Here is a 16,937-nt window from a genome sequence, read left to right on the forward strand (position 1 = left end):
CTACGCCCGTCCACCAAGTCTGCCTGGCAGCAGCATCTGCCCGGCTCGTACCTGACAGCCGCCACCCCGCCCGGGAATAGCTGGGCGGGGCCTTTTGCGGTGCGGCGGCTGGGGGAGCCGGTGCCCGGGGCCGCGACACGCCCGGCTGGGGCACCTTCTGCCGCTGTTTTAGAGCCCGGTCGCCGCCCCTTACCGCCCGCATCTCTGCCCCGCAAAGAGGGCCTGCCCGCCGCCGCTCAAAAAAAGGCGGGCCGCCCCGCCGGGCAGCTCGCCGCAGATCGCCGAGGGATATAGGGGCCGGAGCTCATACCCGCCAGCGGTTGCCGCAGGTCTGGCACACGGCGTAACCGCGGGTGACCGACCGCTGGCCCCGCAGCAGGCAAAACAGCGCGATCCAGCCGACGATGGGGATAAACAGTAAAATGATATACAGCAGCACCGTAAAACAGCCCCGCCGCCGTGTCTCGGCCACCGCCTGCACCTGTACGTTTAAACTGCCGCACCGCCCACACTGCATAAAAAAGCCTCCCGGTAACAGGCTGCCGCCGCCCCGGCGCCCACAGCCCACTAAAGATCATATCTCTATCATACAGGATATGCCCGCCCGGCGCAACCGGTCCCGTCCGCCCGTCAAACGATCCCTCCCACCCCCACACACCACACACCGCCCCGCCGCTCTGTCCCGCCCCGGTGTATGCCGCCCCGCTGCCGCTGGATTAGGCACTGCCGCCGCGGCAGAGCACATCAGCAGCACCAGTAGCACGGGCGCTGCTGGTCTCAACTAGACGAAAATAGAGAGTCTCAGCCGTCCCGATGATCGGTGGGGGCAGATGATTCGGTTTCAGTGTGTGGGTATCGGTGCATATGGCGGGTGAGGCAGTCATGTCGCTACCTATCCGCACCGGTCAGTGCCAAAGCGGGCAACAGCAGCGGTCTCTTATCGGCGGGGGAGGAGCATAGCGAGCCGTCACCCGTTCGGCGCAGACGGTACCCCACCTTTGCCCCCACAAGCAGCTATGGCAGCAGTGTCCGCCCGATTATCGGAAGCTGCTCCGGGCGCTCTGGTCGTCATGGCGGTGTGCCCATCCGGGGCGGTGGGCTATCCCTCTGCACCGCCCCAGCACCTCGCTCCCCCAAAGGTGACGGCCGGCTTATCGCACTGCCTGGTAGTCGCCTGCGCCCCGCTGCGGCGTTAAACCGCCCCACTGCTCATAGGGCTGCTTGTCCACTTTTTGCCCGCCTGGACGATATGCCTGCAGATCGCGATCGTGCTCGTGCTGTGAAAGAGTTACAGAACATTGACAAATGTATACAAAATAGTAAAAAATGTTCTGTATTACTGTCAGATATGTTAGGATGTTTCTTGTAAGAGTACAGACTATATAGCAGAGAATGTAAATTTTCGACAGAAGCCTTGCCGGGTGCTGTGCCCCATGTTTGCCCCGGAAACAGTTTTACAGTGGCGGCCCGGCGAAGTCGCAGAGAGGAAGGTGCAGCTGCCATGACCAGAGGTAAGAAGATACGACAGCGGGTGTTACAGGAGATCAAAAAGGCGGTGGTGGGCAAAGAGGAGATCGTCGATAAGATCCTCATGGCCATGACCGCCGGCGGCCATGTGCTGCTCGACGATATCCCCGGCGTGGGCAAAACTACCATGGCTCTGGCTTTTTCGCGGGCGCTGTCGCTGGAGTATAAGCGCCTGCAGTTCACCCCCGATGTGACCCCGTCTGATGTGACCGGGTTTATGATGTATAACAGAGCTACCAGCCGGTTCGAGTACAATCCCGGGGCTATCCTCTGCAACCTGTTTTTGGCCGACGAGATCAATCGCACCAGCGCCAAGACCCAATCGGCGCTGCTGGAAGTGATGGAGGAGGGCCGGTTCACCATCGAGGGAGAGACTCGCCAGGTGCCGCAGCCCTTCACTGTTATCGCCACCCAGAATCCCATCGGCTCTATCGGCACCCAACAGCTGCCCGAGAGCCAGCTCGACCGCTTTATGATCTGCCTGTCCATGGGGTATCCGGCCTTAGAAGAAGAGTCGCTCATCATGAAACAGCGCCACACGCAAAATCCGCTGGATACGATCTGCCCCGTGCTCACGCAGCAGGATATCCTCACCATGCGCGCCGAGGCGGCCGCCACCGCAGTGCACGATGCGGTGTATGACTATGTCTCGGCCCTGGCCGCCAAGACCCGCGCCTGCGAGATGGTCTCTCTGGGTATCTCGCCCCGCGGCTCGATGGCCCTGATCCGCATGGCCAAGGCCCGTGCCTACTTGGATGGGCGCGCCTTTGTCATCCCCGACGACGTGCAGGGCTGCCTGTTCGATGTGGGCTGTCACCGTCTGCTGTTGGGCACTAAGGCCAAAGTGGGGGGGATCACCGCCCGCCAGGTATTGCAGGATATCTTAAAGCAGGTCGAGGTGCCGCAGATCAGCGAAGAGCTGCTGGGTGACGAACCGACAGATCGAGGTGAAAAAGCATGCGCAAAAGCCGCATCTTATACGGGATAGTCTGCCTGGGGGCACTGGTGTTCGCCGGCGTTTACTGGGATTACCTGTCTTTTCTCATTTTTGTCAGCTGTCTGTTGCTGCCGCTGTTTTTGTACCTGCAGCTGCGGCTGACAGCAAAAAAGGTGGCGGTGGAGCTGCAAGTCTCGCCGCCGGCACTGCCCAAAAAAGACCCGCTGCAGCTCACTTTTGCAGTGCACAACCGCTCTTTTATACCGGTGGCCCAGCTGCGCATCGACTACCAGCTGCGAAATGTGCTCTACCCACAGGTCACCGGCCATCGGGTATATCTGCTGGCGCCGGGCAAAAATACCCAGCGGGTGACGGTGAACATGCGTCCCCAGCATATGGGCACGCACCAGATAACGGTGCAGCGGGTGCTGCTCTACGATTTTTTGCACCTGTTCTGTGTGGCCGTACCCTGCAAAAATGACAGCTGTACCGTTGCCGTACAGCCCCGCTTTTTAAACAGCAGTCTGCAGCTGAGCGACCAGCACTACTACCGAGCCGACGAGAGCGAGCTGTTTTCCCCCACCCGGGTGGGCAGCGACCCGTCCGAGATCCTGCGGCTGCGGCCCTACCAGCCCGGCGACCGTCTCAGCCGTATCCACTGGAAATTGTCGGCCAAAGAAGGGGAGCTGGTCGTCAAAGACCCCAGCCAGCCCATCCATAGCGAGACGTATATACTGCTGGAGCTGTACGCCCCCTGGGGCCGGCAAAAAGCGGATATCGACGGGGTGGTGGAGTCGGCCTGCATGCTCTCAATGCTGTTTTTAAAAGAGGGGGTGCCCCACACCGTATTCTGGTATGACCGCCCCCAAAAAGCGCTGCTGCACCAGCCGGTCGCCGACATGACCGACCTGTACCTGCTGGTCGAAAAACTGCTCGGCACCAGCCCTTACGGCGACGACGTGCAGGCCCTGAGAGCGTACAGAGACCAGTTCGCAGCCGTATTTGCCCCCTGTGGCCGAGTGCTCTATGTCACCTCCCGGCTGCAGCAGCGGGATATCGATCGCCTGGGCGCGCCGCACCGGCGCAAGATGACCGCCTTTTTGGTGGGGGATTTCAGCCGCCAGAGCATACCCGATCTCGGGCGTGACGAGCTGCCGCTCCACTTTGTCGACAGCCAAGACCCGGCGGCCGCCTTTAACGAGATGATTTTATAGACCGGGGACAGGAGGGGTCCGCCTTGAAACACCCGATCAGTTTGCCATCCTGGCTTAAAAAACGCCTGTCGCACCGGGCCGCCCCCCAAGACCGGGCCCCGCTGCTGCAAAACGAGGATTTCGTGCTGGATGAAGAGCCCTGCGACATCAGTGAGAAAAAGCTGCCCCGGTGGCGCTTTTTCATGGCGCTGGCGCTGTATCTGTACTGTGCGGCCAGCTTTCTGTGCACCTTTTTTTCACTTTACGATATCGCCGACTGGCGTCTGCCGCCGCAGTGGCTGGCCGCCGCCACCGCCGGGGCAGCGCTGCCGTTTTGCCTGCCGGTGGTGCGCCGCCACCCCCACATCACCGGCGCAGTGGTGATACTGGCCGCTGGCGGCGCCACCTGGTATTTTGGTGCCGGCACCCAGACGGCCCGCTGGGGCCTGTATGCCATAGTCAACGATGTGATCGACCGCATCAATCTCTCTACCACCCGCTTTATAGCTCCGCTGCGGCTGCCGGCCCAGCACGACACGCTGGAAAACATCCACGTCTGCCTGTTCTACCTGCTCGCGCTCTGCCTGCTGTTTACCGCCTTTGCGGTGCTGTGTCGGCCCAATATCTTTTTCTTTGCGCTGCCCACCGGCGCCTGCCTGATGGTGGGTATGTCTTACGATATGCAGCCCAACTACATCGCCTTCGTGGCGCTGATCATCGGCTGGGTCCTGGTGGGCTTTTTGCAGATCTCGGTGCACGGCAGCCGCCGCCGCGCCCAGTTTTGCACGCGCCTAAAAAAGGGCGGCACCTATTCTTCGCTGTTTGTCAGCCGCTTTGTGCAGGAGGAGGTCCGCTACGGGGCGGGTCTTACCTGCTGTGTGTTTCTCACGGCGCTGTTTGCGCTCTCGGTGGTGGCCGGCCTGGCGGTGTTCTCGCCGCCGGTGTACCAGAGCGCCCCGGTGCTGGCAGTTCGGCAGCGGCTGGGCAAAGCGCTGGTGCCCAGAAAGGCGGGCCAGCGGGCCTGCGACCTGTATAATGGCCAGGTGGCCATGACCACCAGTTATACCTCTATGCTGTACATGCAGGAGCCGCGCGACCTGCGGCTGCGCGCGGCCAATACGGGGCAGACACAATACTTCAAGGGCTTTGTGGGCGCCGCGTACCTGGGTGACCGGTGGCAGAGCTTGGCCGAGGACCGCGCTGCCAGCGAGGGCCGTCAGTTTTCGAGCAGCGGCCGCCACGTGCAGAACATCCCCGCCGACTACCTGGCCCTAAACGGCCCGGTCATCAAAAACCCGGCACTCGATACCGTGTACCGCGGCCAGACCGATATTTTGCTGCTGGACGTGATGGAATTGGCTACCCGCCGCTTTACCTATATCCCGTACCACGCCAGCTACCGCGACACCACTACCCTCGATATGGGCCGCGACAAGATCACCGGTGAAAACGTGTATATCGACGTGCCCACCGAGGTGGACCCAGACGCCACCATGTTTCCCCGCACCGACCGCTACGCCGGCAGCTACTCTTTTGATTACTGGGCCACGCCGTCGCTGCTAGACTGCGATATGCTGGGCCCGCTGCAGGCGGCGGCAGAGCAAAATAGCAGTGCTGCGGTACTGCTGGCAGACGAGAGCTGCTACCGCGATTTCGTATACGACTACTACACCCGCCTGCCCGAAAACAGCCTCTGGCAGATCCGGTCCACTTACACCCCGCAGGCGCGCCAGCAGGCCGGCAGTCTCTCTGGCTTTGTGGAGCGGGTACGCGCCGATCTGGCGGCTACCGCCACCTTTTCGCTCATTGAAAATCCGCGCCCGCCCCAGGGGCAGGATTATATCGAGCACTTTTTATACACGACCAAACAGGGACATTCCGCCCATTTTGCCTCGGCGGCCACCGCCATGTTTCGCGCTGCTGGTATCCCCGCCCGCTATGTAGAGGGCTATCGAGCTGACCCCGACGACCTGCAGGCCGGCACCGCCGACTTTGTCACCCAGCTCGCCGCCGCCGACGGCAGTCAACTGCCGGCACAGGGCTACACCTGCACGCTCACCGAAAAAAATCACCACGCCTGGGTAGAACTCTATATCGATGGTTTTGGCTGGGTACCGGTAGAGGTGTCGCCGGGTTTTGTGCAAAAGACCGATTTTGATCCCTCGCTGTACACGGGCCAGCCACTGACCGTCAAAGAGAGCGCCGGCACTCAGCCTCAACAGGTACAGCAGCAGGCCGAGAGCGCCGCCGGCCCCAGCATCGGCCAGGCACTCAAAAAATACGGCACCTTCTCCTCCCGGGTGTATAACCTCAGCTTTCTAACCATCGGCTGGGCGCTCATCTATCTGCTGGTGCTGGCGCTGGCCTGCTGGCTGCTGTATCTGGGCCTGCGCCGCTATGTGCGGCTGCACCGGGAAAAACGGTGCTTTTACACCGGCGATGCCCGCCGCGACGCGGTGGCTCTGTACCGCTACACCCGCCGGGTACTGGCCTGCGCGGGGGTACAGGTGGCGGCTGGGGCCTCCTACCAGGCCTACTACCAGGCGCTGGCCCGGGCGCTGCCGCCCCAGAGTGACCGCCAGCGGGAGGATTTTGCCCAGCTGCTGCAGCGGGTGCTGGCCGTTGGCTTTGGCGCACAGCCGCTCACCGCTCAACAGATGGCCGACTGCCTGGAAAAGACCCAGGGCCTCGTCGAAGCGCTGTATCGCACATTGGGCCCCATCAGGCGACTGCGGCTGCGCCTCATACAGGCGCTGTGGTAAAAAGGGGGGAAGTACCGTGAAAAAACTGCTGGCTGTGCTGCTGGCACTGGGGGTGGCGGCCGGCCTTCTCAACGGCTGCAGCGAAACCCACAGCATCGGCTGGGTACCGCCGCACATCACCACCTCGCTCGAGCAGCGCACCCCACTGCTCATCGATAGCGACGGCAATATAGCCGACTTTTATGCTCTGGGCTATGTACACACCTGCGACAAGCTCGACCTGCGGGCCATCACCGTCACCCACGGGGTAGTCGGCCTGGAACAGGCGGGGGTCAACCTGCTCTCGGCGGCTGATCTCTACGAATTTTCCTGCCCGGTGGCCCTGGGGGAGAGGCGGCCGCTCGACCAGTATGCGGTGCTGCAGGATGGGGCCGACGGCGAAAATGGACTGGGCGAAGTGGTGCTGCCTACTCCCGCCAAAGATCTTGACCCCCGCCCCGCCTGGCAGGTGATGTACGAGATAGCCAAAGAGGAAGGAGGGCGGCTGCAGATCGTGTGTATGGGACCTCTTACCAACGTGGCCAAGGCCCTCGACACCTACCCCGACTTTGCCCACTTGGTGGCCGGTATCACCACCACTGCCGGCTTTGGCAATTACGACCAGATGCCCGAGCGCGACGGCTGGATCACCGCCTCTATCATGCGCGGCGAGCCGGACCTCTTTAACGATCAGGCCGCTTTTACAAAGGTGCTCGGCAGCGGTATCCCCATCACCAGTATCGGCGCCTCGGGCGCCGAGCAGTACCGGCTCGGTTACGTCCCGCAAAAGGGAAAAAAGAACTCGCTGGATTCCTGGCTGTCCCCCGACAGCGTCTACAGCGACGTGTTTCGCCTGGTGCGCCAGCAGTATAAGGCTTCGGGCAAGTACCGCGACCGGGCCACGTTCCCCAGCGTGATGGCCCTGCTCAGCCTGATCGATGACCGGCTGCTCACCTACCAGACGCTGCATATCCAGCAGATCGCGTTCGATATGGGCAGCGTGGCGGTGCAGCGCGCCTACAGCGGCGAAAATGCCATGGGCAGCGTGCGCCGCGTCACCGGCTTTGCCGACTATCGGGGCTACGACGACGCATTTTTCTACATGCCCCGCTACTACCGCAAGTACAAATAGGAGGCCCCACCATGAAACTGCTCAAAAAGCCGCACTCGCCCCGACGGGTGCTCATCCAGTGTATCGCGGTCGCCTTGGCGCTGGGCGCTATGCTGGCCGGCGGTGCCTGGCTGGCAGTACAAAAGGTGCGCGCTGTGCCCGAATACGCCTCCAGCGCCGGTGTGCTGCACGTAGAAGGGGTGTTTGTATCGCCTCGGGGCCGGGCTTATGCCGTGGTGCGGCGCAGCTACCAAAACCCGTTTTTACAGAGCTTTGACGAGATGGAACTGGCCTCTATGCAGCTGGAGGCGGCCGACAGCCAGCTCACTGCCACCGCCTGGGTGGAGGGGGTCCCGTTCACCGCCTCCAGCGCCGGCTACCCCACCTTTTACAGCGGTCAAAACGGGGTGTTTCACACCTATTACACGCTGGCTTTTAAGGAGCAGCTGCCCCCCGGCGCCACCGAGGTGCAGTTGGCCATAGACGGCCATCGCCAAAAGCCGTTTGCCCTGCAGCGGCTGCAGACTCGGCAGGCGGTGAACAAGAGCTGGCAGTTGCCCGACGGCGCAGTCCAGGTGTCGGCCTGGTCGCTGAGCGACGAACGCCGCGAGATACTGGTGTACTGCCAGAGCGACAGCGCCGCTGAGCTGCCCAGCCCCAGTCTCAGCCGGGTACAGCTGGGCGGAGAGGACACGAGCCGCCAAGCGGTGTATGAGCAGGTGCTCGAGAGCGGGCCCGACTACACTCTGGTGCTCTACCGACAACAGCTAAAAAAGACCAGCCGCGCGCCGTTTGAGCACTATCCCGAAATCGGCGACCTGGTCTATCAGGGGCTCGAGTTCTCGTACTACCTGGACCCCCCGGCCCAGATCGAGTTTCCCATCCTGCGCGAGCAGGGCAGACAGGTATCGCTGGAGCGCCAGCTGGACCTCTCACCCACGCTGAGCGCCACTGGCCTGGGCGCGGTGCGCAACGAGCAGGGCTTTTTCTTCACCCTGCACCTGCCGGCGCTGTCGGAGCACCTGAGCCTGTGCACGCTGGAGTACCGGGCCCCCGGCAAAAAAAGCACCGAGAAGCTGGACTTCAGCGACCCGCTGCTGGACCTGCACCAGTCAGATGTGGCGATCTCCTGCGCCGTCGAGCGGGATAAAGAGACCAGCATTATCGAGATCCACCGCCTCTCTTACTTCTATCCGGTCATCGGCTGGGCATTCCGTCCGGATACCTGATATCCGCCGACACCGTTCGCCCCGTTTTTACACCGTTTATGGATGGACACTTCTTATAGAATATGGTACACTGATAAGGCTTTTGGGCGGCCGCCATACGGCGGTGCGCCCGCTGCCGCCCCCGGCGAGGCGCCCGTCTCAAACAGGCCCCAATAAGGCCCAAACAAGGCCCGCCCGCGCGGCGGCAGCACCTGTTTTAAGCTGTATACCGCCGCTGTCTGCCGGTCTCGGGCCATCTTTTGGCCCGGCCGGCCCCGGCGGCTTTTTACCCGCATAAAGTCACAAAAAAGAGGTGCCCCATGAACGAAAAAGAGATCGCCGAGATCCGCCGCCGCTTTCGGCCCGAAAAGTCCAACATCAGCCACATCCGCGGCTGCTACGTCAACGAGAAGCGGGAGGTCATCTCCCAGTTTGACCAGCCGCTGTCGATGATGAGCGAGGAGGACGCCGAGAAGATCCTCTCCATCCTCAAAAAAACGCTGTCGGGCACGCTGGGCAAAAACCTGATGGATATCGAGTTCATGACCCAGCAGGTGCTAGACGGCCCCGAGCACAAGCAGCTCATGACCCTGCGCAGCAGCGCGCTCAAAGACGAAGAGGCGGTGCAGGCCTTTTTCGACACCGCCATCCAGTCGCTGGATATCGAGGGCAACTACCTCATCATGCTGGCCTACGACGTGTACGACGTGCCGTACCGCTCCGCCGACGGCCAGCGGCTGGAAGACGCCGCCTCCGACACCTTCTCCTACATACTGTGCAGCGTGTGCCCGGTAAAGCTGACCAAGCCCGCGCTGAGCTACTACGTGCAGGACAGCCAGTTCCACAGCCGCGAGCCCGACTGGGTGCTCGCCGCGCCCGAACTGGGCTTTATGTTCCCCGCCTTCGACGACCGCAGCGCCAACATCTACAGCGCGCTCTACTATACCCGCAGCGCCGCCGAGGTGCACGACGGTTTTGTCGACGCGGTGTTCTGCTGCCAGCCGCCTATGCCCGCCGCCGCCCAAAAAGAGACCTTTGGCGCCGTGCTGGGCGAGACGCTGGCCGAGGACTGCAGCTTTGAGGTGGTGCAGGCGGTGAGCGACGAGCTGTGCCAGATGATCGAGACCCACAAGGTGAACAAAGAGGAGGAGCCGCTGCGCATCTCCAAATACACCGTCAAGCGGGTGCTGGAGGGCTGTGGTCTGCCGCCCGAGCGCACCCAGGCCTTTGTGCAGCAGTACGACGAGGCGTTTGGCAAAGACGCCGACCTGAGTCCCAAAAACATCGTCGACGTCAAGCAGTTCGAGATCCGCACCCCCAACGTGGTGGTGCGCACCGCCCCTGCCTGCAGCCACCTGGTCGAGACCCGGGTGATCGACGGCAGCAAATATATCCTCATCCGCGCCGAGGACGGGGTGGAGGTAAACGGCGTCAACATCACCCTACATGGCGGCCCCGCCGAGCAGTGACCGGCAGCCGCCCCCCAAAAAAGGAGGACCGGCCATGATCTTATCCGACAGAACCATCCGCCAGCTGCTGCGGCAAAAAACGCTGGGCATCCAGCCGCTCGACGACGGCCAGATACAGCCGGCCAGCGTCGACATCCGCCTGGGCGACACCTACAGCATCGCCGAGGAGACCAGCGCCGGCATCGTCTACCTCGACAGCGAGGTGCGCTACCGCACCATCCGCGCCCAGAGCTACCTGCTGCTGCCGGGCCAGTTCGTGCTGGCCACCACCATGGAGTACTTTCGCCTGCCAAACGATCTCACCGCCTTTGTAGAGGGCCGCAGCTCCATCGGCCGGCTGGGCCTGTTCATCCAAAACGCCGGCTGGGTCGACCCCGGCTTTGAGGGCGAGATCACGCTGGAGCTGTATAACGCCAGCCGCAGCGCCATCGAGCTGCGCGCCGGCCGCCGGGTGGGGCAGCTGGTGTTCGCCCGCATGGACGCCCCCGCCCAAAACCCCTACCGCGGCAAGTATCAGGGCCAGCGGGGGGCCACCGGCTCCCGCATCGCGCAGGATCTGGAGCTGCAAAAGTAGTACTGCCCCAAAATTTCCCAAAACTGCTCAAAAACTGCCCGCGAACTGCCAAAACTCGCTCAAAACCGCTCAAAACCGCCCCCAAACTCTCCTCGATCTGTCCTCAAATCGCCCCTAAATTGTCCCCCTCAACTGGCGCCGCCCGATTATTTTGGGCGGCGCATATCTTTTCCCCCCCGATCGTGGTACTATGAAAAAAAGGGCTGCCGTACGGCACCGGCCCGGCGCACCCGCCGAGCGCGGCCGGCTCCCGGGGGAGGGGCGCGCAATGAAACACAAAAAGAGCATGCTGCTGCGGACCAATCTGCTGGTCTGCCTGGTCATTCTGGTGGGGTTCGCCGTCACCGCGGCGCTCAGCTACCGCACCAACTACGGCGCCTCGATCCAGCACATCGAGCAGGTCTCCGACCTGACCAGCGAGGATATCTACCACCAGCTCTCCACCGCCTTTACCAAGCCGGTGCACGTGTCGCTGACTATGGCTGGCGACCGCCTGCTGCAAGATTTTTTGACCCGGGAGCCCGATCACCTGCAAGACCCCGCCTTTACCGAGACGCTGCGCCGCTACCTCGACGCCTACCGCCAAAAATACAGCTACGACTCGGTGTTTTTAGTCTCCACCGCCACCGGCCGCTACTATAACTTTGAGGGCCTCGACCGGGTGCTGGCGCCCGGCGACCCCGAGAACGACTGGTACTACCAGCTGCTGGCAAGCGGCGACGACTACGCCATGAACGTCGACAACGACGAGGCCGCCCAAAACGAGATCACGGTGTTCGTGAACTGCAAGATCAGCGACGGGCAGGGCCAGGTGCTGGGCATCGTGGGGGTGGGGGTGCGCATCGAGGGGCTGCAGGCGCTGCTGCGCAGCTACCAGGAGACCTTTGGCGTCAGCGCCTACCTGATCGACGACAGCGGCGACATCCAGCTCTCCACCGCCTATACCGGCTACCAGAAGCAGTCGTTTTTTGCCCTCTGTCCCTACAGCGCCGGCGTGCGGCGGCAGCTGCTCGGCTGGCGCGAGGAAGGGGAGGCCCTCAGCCTGTGGAGCGATACGAAAACAGACCGCGACTACCTGGTCGCCCGCTACCTGCCCGAGCTGAGCTGGCACCTGGTGGTGCAGCGCAACACCGGCTCGCTCATGCAGGGCCTGCAGCGGCAGGTGGGGCAGACGGCGGCCATCATCGCGGTGATCATCGGCCTTATCCTGCTGGTCATTACGCTGGTGATACGCAGCTACAACCGCCGCATCGTCGAGCTGCTGCAAAAAAACGAGCAGGAGCGGCGCTCGGTGTTCCAAAAGGCCACCGAGCAGCTGTTTGAAAACATCTACGAGCTGGATATCACCGGCGACCGCCCGGCCAACCAGGCCACCGCCGACTACTTTGCCAGCCTGGGCGCGCCGGCGGGCACCCCCTTCAGCCAGGCGCTGCGCATCGTGACCCAAAAGCAGATCAAAGAGGAGTTCAGACAGGGCTATATCGACACCTTTTCGCCGCAAAACGTGCTGGACTGCTACCGCGCCGGCCGCGACACGCTGCAGTACGAGTTCATGATCTCCACCGGCGGCGACTACTACTGGATGCGCATCACCGCCCGCCTCATCGAAAACCCCGGCGACGGCGCGGTGCACATGCTCACCTACCGCCAGAATATCGACGCCGAAAAGCGCCGCCAGCGCCGCATGCAGCGGCTGGCCCACACCGACGAGATGACCGGCCTGTACACCAAGACCGCCACCCAGCACGAGATGCAGCAGCGGCTGGCCCGCAGTGCCGACGGCCCCTTTGGCTTTTTCATCCTCGATATCGACAACTTTAAAAACGCCAACGACAGCTTGGGCCACGAGTTCGGCGATACCGTCATCCAGAGCTTCGCCCATAAGCTGGTGGAGCACTTTGGCCCCGAGGCGGTGGTGGGCCGTATCGGCGGCGACGAGTTCGCCGCGCTGGTGCCAAACTGCGACTATCAGCGGGCGGTCCAGCTGGCCGGCGAGCTGGTGCAGGCGCTCAGCTATCAGCACCGCACCGCCAGCGGCAGCTGGCAGGTGTCGGCCAGCGTGGGGGTGTCGCTGGCCCCGGCCGACGGCAGCGACTTTTTAAGACTCTACCGCCGGGCCGACGCCGCCCTCTATGAGGTCAAAAAGCAGGGCAAATGCGGCTTTGCTCTCACCGGAGAGCCGCCGGCATAGCCGCCACCCATAAAAGAGCAGAGCAGGGGACCGCCTGATCGAGTAAGGTCCCCCTGCTCTGCTCTTTTGCGGACCGGGGCAGACCAAGACAGACCGGGGCAGGGGCCCGTATGCCTGTGTAGGGTGTAGGGCCTGTATAGAGCTTGTATAGAGCTGTATGGGGTCATATGGGCTATATGACCTGGGTGGTCGGGCGCGGTCTTATACGCGACCTCGACGGTCCGCCGCGCGATCTCACCGGCCGCGCGAGCGGCGGCAGACGAGCCGCCTGCCCGCCGGGAGAAGCGGCAAAACAGGGGGCGCTGCCGGCGGACAGCGCCGCCGACTTCCACTGTTCACCGCCCACCGCCCACCGCCATCACCGGCGCCCCCACAGAATGAGCCGCCGCACAAAAAGTTCCATCACCGCAAGCATGGTCCGCGGCCGGCGCCGCTTTGGCCGCCTTTCGGCCACCGCCGCCCAACCGCCGACCGGCCGCCGAGCAGCGTTTGCCGCCGCATCTAACCGCGTGCAGCCCGCCGCCGCTGTTATTCGGATAAAATTTCTCTAATTCTCTTGACAAAACAAACTGTAACCAGTATGATTACAGTAATGAAAAAAAGGAGGTGTGCCCCATGCAGCAGGTAAAGATCGCCGCTGTGGTGCTGCTTGCCGCGCTGGTACTGTGCAGCTGCGGCGCCGGCAGCCAGCCGTCCGCCGGCGGCAGCGCCCCGGACGGCCAGAGCTCGAGCGGCGAGAGCGCCCAACCCGCCGGCACCTATCAAAAGATCACCCCCCAGCAGGGCCGGGAGATGATCGACGCCGGCGGCGTCACGCTGGTCGACGTGCGCACCGCCGGGGAGTACGCCCAGGGCCACATCCCCGGGGCGATCCTGGTCCCAAACGACATTATCGCCAGCCGCCCGCCCGAAAAGCTGCCCGACAAGTCGGCCCCCATCATCCTCTACTGCCGCAGCGGGTCGCGCAGCAAACAGGCGGCCGACAAGCTGCTGGCCATCGGCTACCGGCAGGTATACGATATGGGCGGCATCATCGACTGGCCCTACGACACCGTCACCGGGGGCGAGAGCGCCCCCCAGTAAATACTGCAAACAGCGAGGTATCAGCACTTTGAACGGAGATCTCTCACTGGCCGTACACGCGCTGGTGTTTTTAGACCACAAAAACTGCACCCAGTCCAGCGAGCAGCTGGCCCAAAACATCTGCACCCATCCGGTGCGGGTGCGGCGGGTGCTGGCCAAGCTGGCCCGCGCCGGGCTGGTGCGCACCCGTGAGGGCGGCGCGGGCGGCTACCTGCTGGCCCGCCCGGCCGCCGACATAACGCTCTGCCAGGTGGCGGCGGCGCTGTCGGTACGCTTTGTCGAGGTCAGCTGGCGCAGCGGCGACGTGGATATGGACTGTCTGGTCGCCTCGGGCATGGGCGCCGTCATGGACGGCATCTACCGCGAGCTCGACGAGCTGTGCCAAAAGCGGCTGCAGAGCATCGCCATCGGCGACCTCACCGCACAGATATTCGGCGGCCCCGCCGCCTGACGAACAGAAAGAAGGCTTTTCTTTTGAAACGATACGACGATATCATCATCGGCTTTGGCAAAGGCGGCAAAACGCTGGCCGGCGCGCTGGCCGGGTCCGGCCGCCGGGTGGCGCTCATCGAGCAGTCTGCGCAGATGTACGGCGGCACCTGCATCAACGTGGCCTGCATCCCCAGCAAATCGCTGGAGCACAGCGCCCGCATGTCCGCCGCCCAGGGCGGCAGTTTTGCCGACCGGGCCGCCCGCTACGCGCAGGCCGTCGCCAAAAAGCGCCGGCTCACCGCGGCGCTGCGGCAAAAAAATCTGGCCAAGCTCCAATCCGCCGGGGTCGAGGTGATCCTGGGCCGGGCCGCCTTCACCGGCCCCCAAACGCTGTCGGTGGCGCTGCCCGACGGCGGCACCCAGCAGCTGCAGGGCGGCCACATCTTTATAAATACCGGCGCCCAGCCCAACCTGCCCGCCATCCCCGGGCTAAAAGAGAGCCGCTATACCTACACCAGCCAAACGCTGATGGAGCTGGATGCGCTGCCGGCCGAGCTGGTCATCATCGGCGGCGGCTACATCGGGCTGGAGTTCGCCTCCTACTACCAGAATTTCGGCGCCCGGGTCACGGTGGTGCAGAACACCGGCGACTTTATGCCCCGCGAGGACGCCGAGGTGGCCGCCGCCGTGCGCCAGAGCCTGCAGGACCGCGGCGTACAGCTGCTGTTTGGCGCCCAGGTGCAGCGGGTGGAGGACGGCCCCGACGCCGCCACCGTGTACCTGCAGCAGGCCGGCGAGCGCCGTGCGCTCAGCGCCCAGGCAGTGCTGGTGGCCGTGGGCCGCCACCCCAACACCGAGGGCCTTGGCTGCGAGCGGGCCGGGGTGGCCCTCACCGACCGCGGCGCCGTACAGGTAGACGAGCAGCTGCGCACCACCGCCCCCGGCGTTTGGGCCATGGGCGATGTGGCCGGCGGCCTGCAATTCACCTACATCTCACTGGATGACAGCCGCATCGTGAAGTCGCAGCTGCTGGGCGACGGCGGCCGCACCACCCAAAACCGCGGCGCCGTGCCCTACAGCGTGTTTTTAGACCCGCCCATGGCCCGGGTGGGTCTCACCGAGCAAGAGGCCAAAGACCGGGGCCTGTCTGTGCAGGTGGCCCGGCTGCCGGTGGCGGCCATCCCCAAAGCCCAGGTCCTGGGCCAGACTACCGGCCTGTTCAAGGTGGTCATCGAGGCCGCCAGCGGCCGCATTCTGGGCGCGCACCTGTTCGGGGCCGAAGCCCACGAGCTGATAAACATCTTTAAGCTGGCTATCGATATCGGCGTGCCGTACACGGTGCTGCGCGACAATATCTACACCCACCCCACCATGGCCGAAGGCATCGGCGACCTGCTGGCCGCCGTCCGGTAGATGCCACCTCGGCAGCACCTGCACCCGGCGGGGGCAATTTGGAGCAGTTTAGGATAGTTTAGGGCAGTTTGAGGCGGTGTGATACCGCTCTATATCCGCCGGCACAAAATGTAACAGCCCGCGCCCCGCCCCAGCTGCCTGCCGGTGCGGGGCGCGGTGTGTGCCGCCCTTAAAACAGCGCCGCCACCGGCTGAAAAGGCCCACCGCCCGGTGATATCAAAAAAGGAGAGAAGAGACAACGCGGTGGATATCTATCAGCAGATCAAAGAGGAGTGCCTGCGCTCCACCGAGACTAGCCCTATAAAGCATCTCTGCCAGATGATGCAAAAGGACTATGTGCATATGCACGGCCCCGAGCACCACGTCCTCGACGGCGCCTGCTTTTTGTCGGCGCTGCACAGCGCGGGGGTGGATTTCGATCTCGATGCGGCGCTGGACGAGATGATCCGCCGCGGCCGGCAGATGCCCGGGGCCACCTGCGGGCAGTGGGGCGTCTGCGGCTCGGCGTCCTCGGTCGGCGCGGCGCTCTCCATCCTGCACGGCACCGGTCCGCTCAGCAGTGACCAGTACTACAGCGACAATCTCAGCTTTGTCTCGCAGGCGCTGCAGGCGATCGCCGCAGTAGGGGGGCCCCGCTGCTGTAAGCGCAACGCCTTTTTGTCGCTGTCGGTGGCGATCGACTTTGTCGACCGGCAGTACGGCATCAAGCTGCCCAAAAGTAAGCCCCGCTGCACCTTTTCGCCCCAAAACCAGCAGTGTCTCGGCGCCGACTGCCCCTTTTTTGGGGGGTGAACCGCCGGGCCACCGCCCACTTACGCCGCCGCCCACTGCCGCATAACAAAGGCCCCCGGTCTCTGCCGGGGGCCTTATTTTGCGCTGTGGGCCGTGGCTGCGTCTGTCCTGTGCCGGGCGGCATCGGGAGCCGCCGCCCGGCATAGTCAGGCGCTTTTTGCCCGCGCCCACCTGCTATAGGCCCCAGCCGCCGCGCCCGAATAGCCCGTTTACTCCGCACCTCCCTATAGAGACAGCTTTTCTGTGCTCTCCCAGCTCTCACCACC

13 protein-coding genes are annotated in these 16,937 nt (G+C 63.5%); 12 read left to right on the forward strand and 1 reads right to left on the reverse strand.

All coding sequences use genetic code 11. The features are described from left to right. Positions 1-304: 304 nt before the first annotated feature. Positions 305-517 (reverse strand): hypothetical protein, encoded by a 213-nt coding sequence (locus C6Y32_RS05500; protein ID WP_129589394.1) that lies wholly within the window; start codon positions 515-517, stop codon positions 305-307. A gap of 984 nt (positions 518-1,501) precedes the next feature. On the opposite strand from C6Y32_RS05500, the gene C6Y32_RS05505 reads away from it, so the two are divergent. The 12 genes from C6Y32_RS05505 (at position 1,502) to C6Y32_RS05570 (ending at position 16,671) form a co-directional block, all read left to right on the forward strand. Further along, on the forward strand, positions 1,502-2,515 hold the full coding sequence (locus C6Y32_RS05505) for an AAA family ATPase (RefSeq protein ID WP_105204337.1): 1,014 nt from the start codon (positions 1,502-1,504) through the stop codon (positions 2,513-2,515). Further along, positions 2,485-3,678, forward strand: a complete 1,194-nt coding sequence (locus C6Y32_RS05510; RefSeq protein ID WP_105204338.1) for a DUF58 domain-containing protein — start codon at positions 2,485-2,487, stop codon at positions 3,676-3,678. The genes C6Y32_RS05505 and C6Y32_RS05510 overlap by 31 nt, the downstream gene beginning before the upstream one ends. 23 nt (positions 3,679-3,701) lie before the next feature. Further along, the gene (locus C6Y32_RS05515) at positions 3,702-6,419 is read left to right on the forward strand and encodes a transglutaminase-like domain-containing protein (protein ID WP_105204339.1); all 2,718 of its coding nucleotides are present in this window, start codon (positions 3,702-3,704) and stop codon (positions 6,417-6,419) included. A 16-nt stretch (positions 6,420-6,435) separates the two neighbouring features. Continuing rightward, entirely contained in the window at positions 6,436-7,530 is a 1,095-nt protein-coding gene (locus C6Y32_RS05520) for a nucleoside hydrolase (RefSeq protein WP_164998147.1), read from the forward strand. Positions 7,531-7,541: 11 nt separating this feature from the next. Further along, positions 7,542-8,738 (forward strand): hypothetical protein, encoded by a 1,197-nt coding sequence (locus C6Y32_RS05525; RefSeq protein WP_105204341.1) that lies wholly within the window; start codon positions 7,542-7,544, stop codon positions 8,736-8,738. Between the two features lie 299 nt (positions 8,739-9,037). Then, positions 9,038-10,186, forward strand: a complete 1,149-nt coding sequence (locus C6Y32_RS05535) for a DUF4317 domain-containing protein (protein ID WP_105204343.1) — start codon at positions 9,038-9,040, stop codon at positions 10,184-10,186. 34 nt (positions 10,187-10,220) lie between these two features. Next, positions 10,221-10,760, forward strand: a complete 540-nt coding sequence (gene dcd / locus C6Y32_RS05540) for a dCTP deaminase (protein WP_105204344.1) — start codon at positions 10,221-10,223, stop codon at positions 10,758-10,760. Between the two features lie 268 nt (positions 10,761-11,028). Further along, positions 11,029-12,951, forward strand: coding sequence for a sensor domain-containing diguanylate cyclase (locus C6Y32_RS05545; protein ID WP_105204345.1), 1,923 nt, complete (start codon positions 11,029-11,031; stop codon positions 12,949-12,951). Positions 12,952-13,566: 615 nt separating this feature from the next. Beyond that, entirely contained in the window at positions 13,567-14,034 is a 468-nt protein-coding gene (locus C6Y32_RS05555; protein WP_105204347.1) for a rhodanese-like domain-containing protein, read from the forward strand. 28 nt (positions 14,035-14,062) lie between these two features. Further along, a complete protein-coding gene (locus C6Y32_RS05560; protein ID WP_105204348.1) occupies positions 14,063-14,485 on the forward strand; it encodes an RrF2 family transcriptional regulator in 423 nt (140 codons plus the stop codon). Positions 14,486-14,508: 23 nt separating this feature from the next. Beyond that, positions 14,509-15,879, forward strand: coding sequence for an FAD-dependent oxidoreductase (locus C6Y32_RS05565; RefSeq protein ID WP_105204349.1), 1,371 nt, complete (start codon positions 14,509-14,511; stop codon positions 15,877-15,879). 243 nt (positions 15,880-16,122) lie between these two features. Continuing rightward, positions 16,123-16,671 (forward strand): DUF5714 domain-containing protein, encoded by a 549-nt coding sequence (locus C6Y32_RS05570; protein WP_105204350.1) that lies wholly within the window; start codon positions 16,123-16,125, stop codon positions 16,669-16,671. Positions 16,672-16,937 lie beyond the last annotated feature (266 nt).

The organism is Neobittarella massiliensis (ex Bilen et al. 2018), assembly GCF_900289145.1.
Taxonomy (GTDB): Bacteria; Bacillota; Clostridia; order Oscillospirales; family Ruminococcaceae; genus Neobittarella; species Neobittarella massiliensis.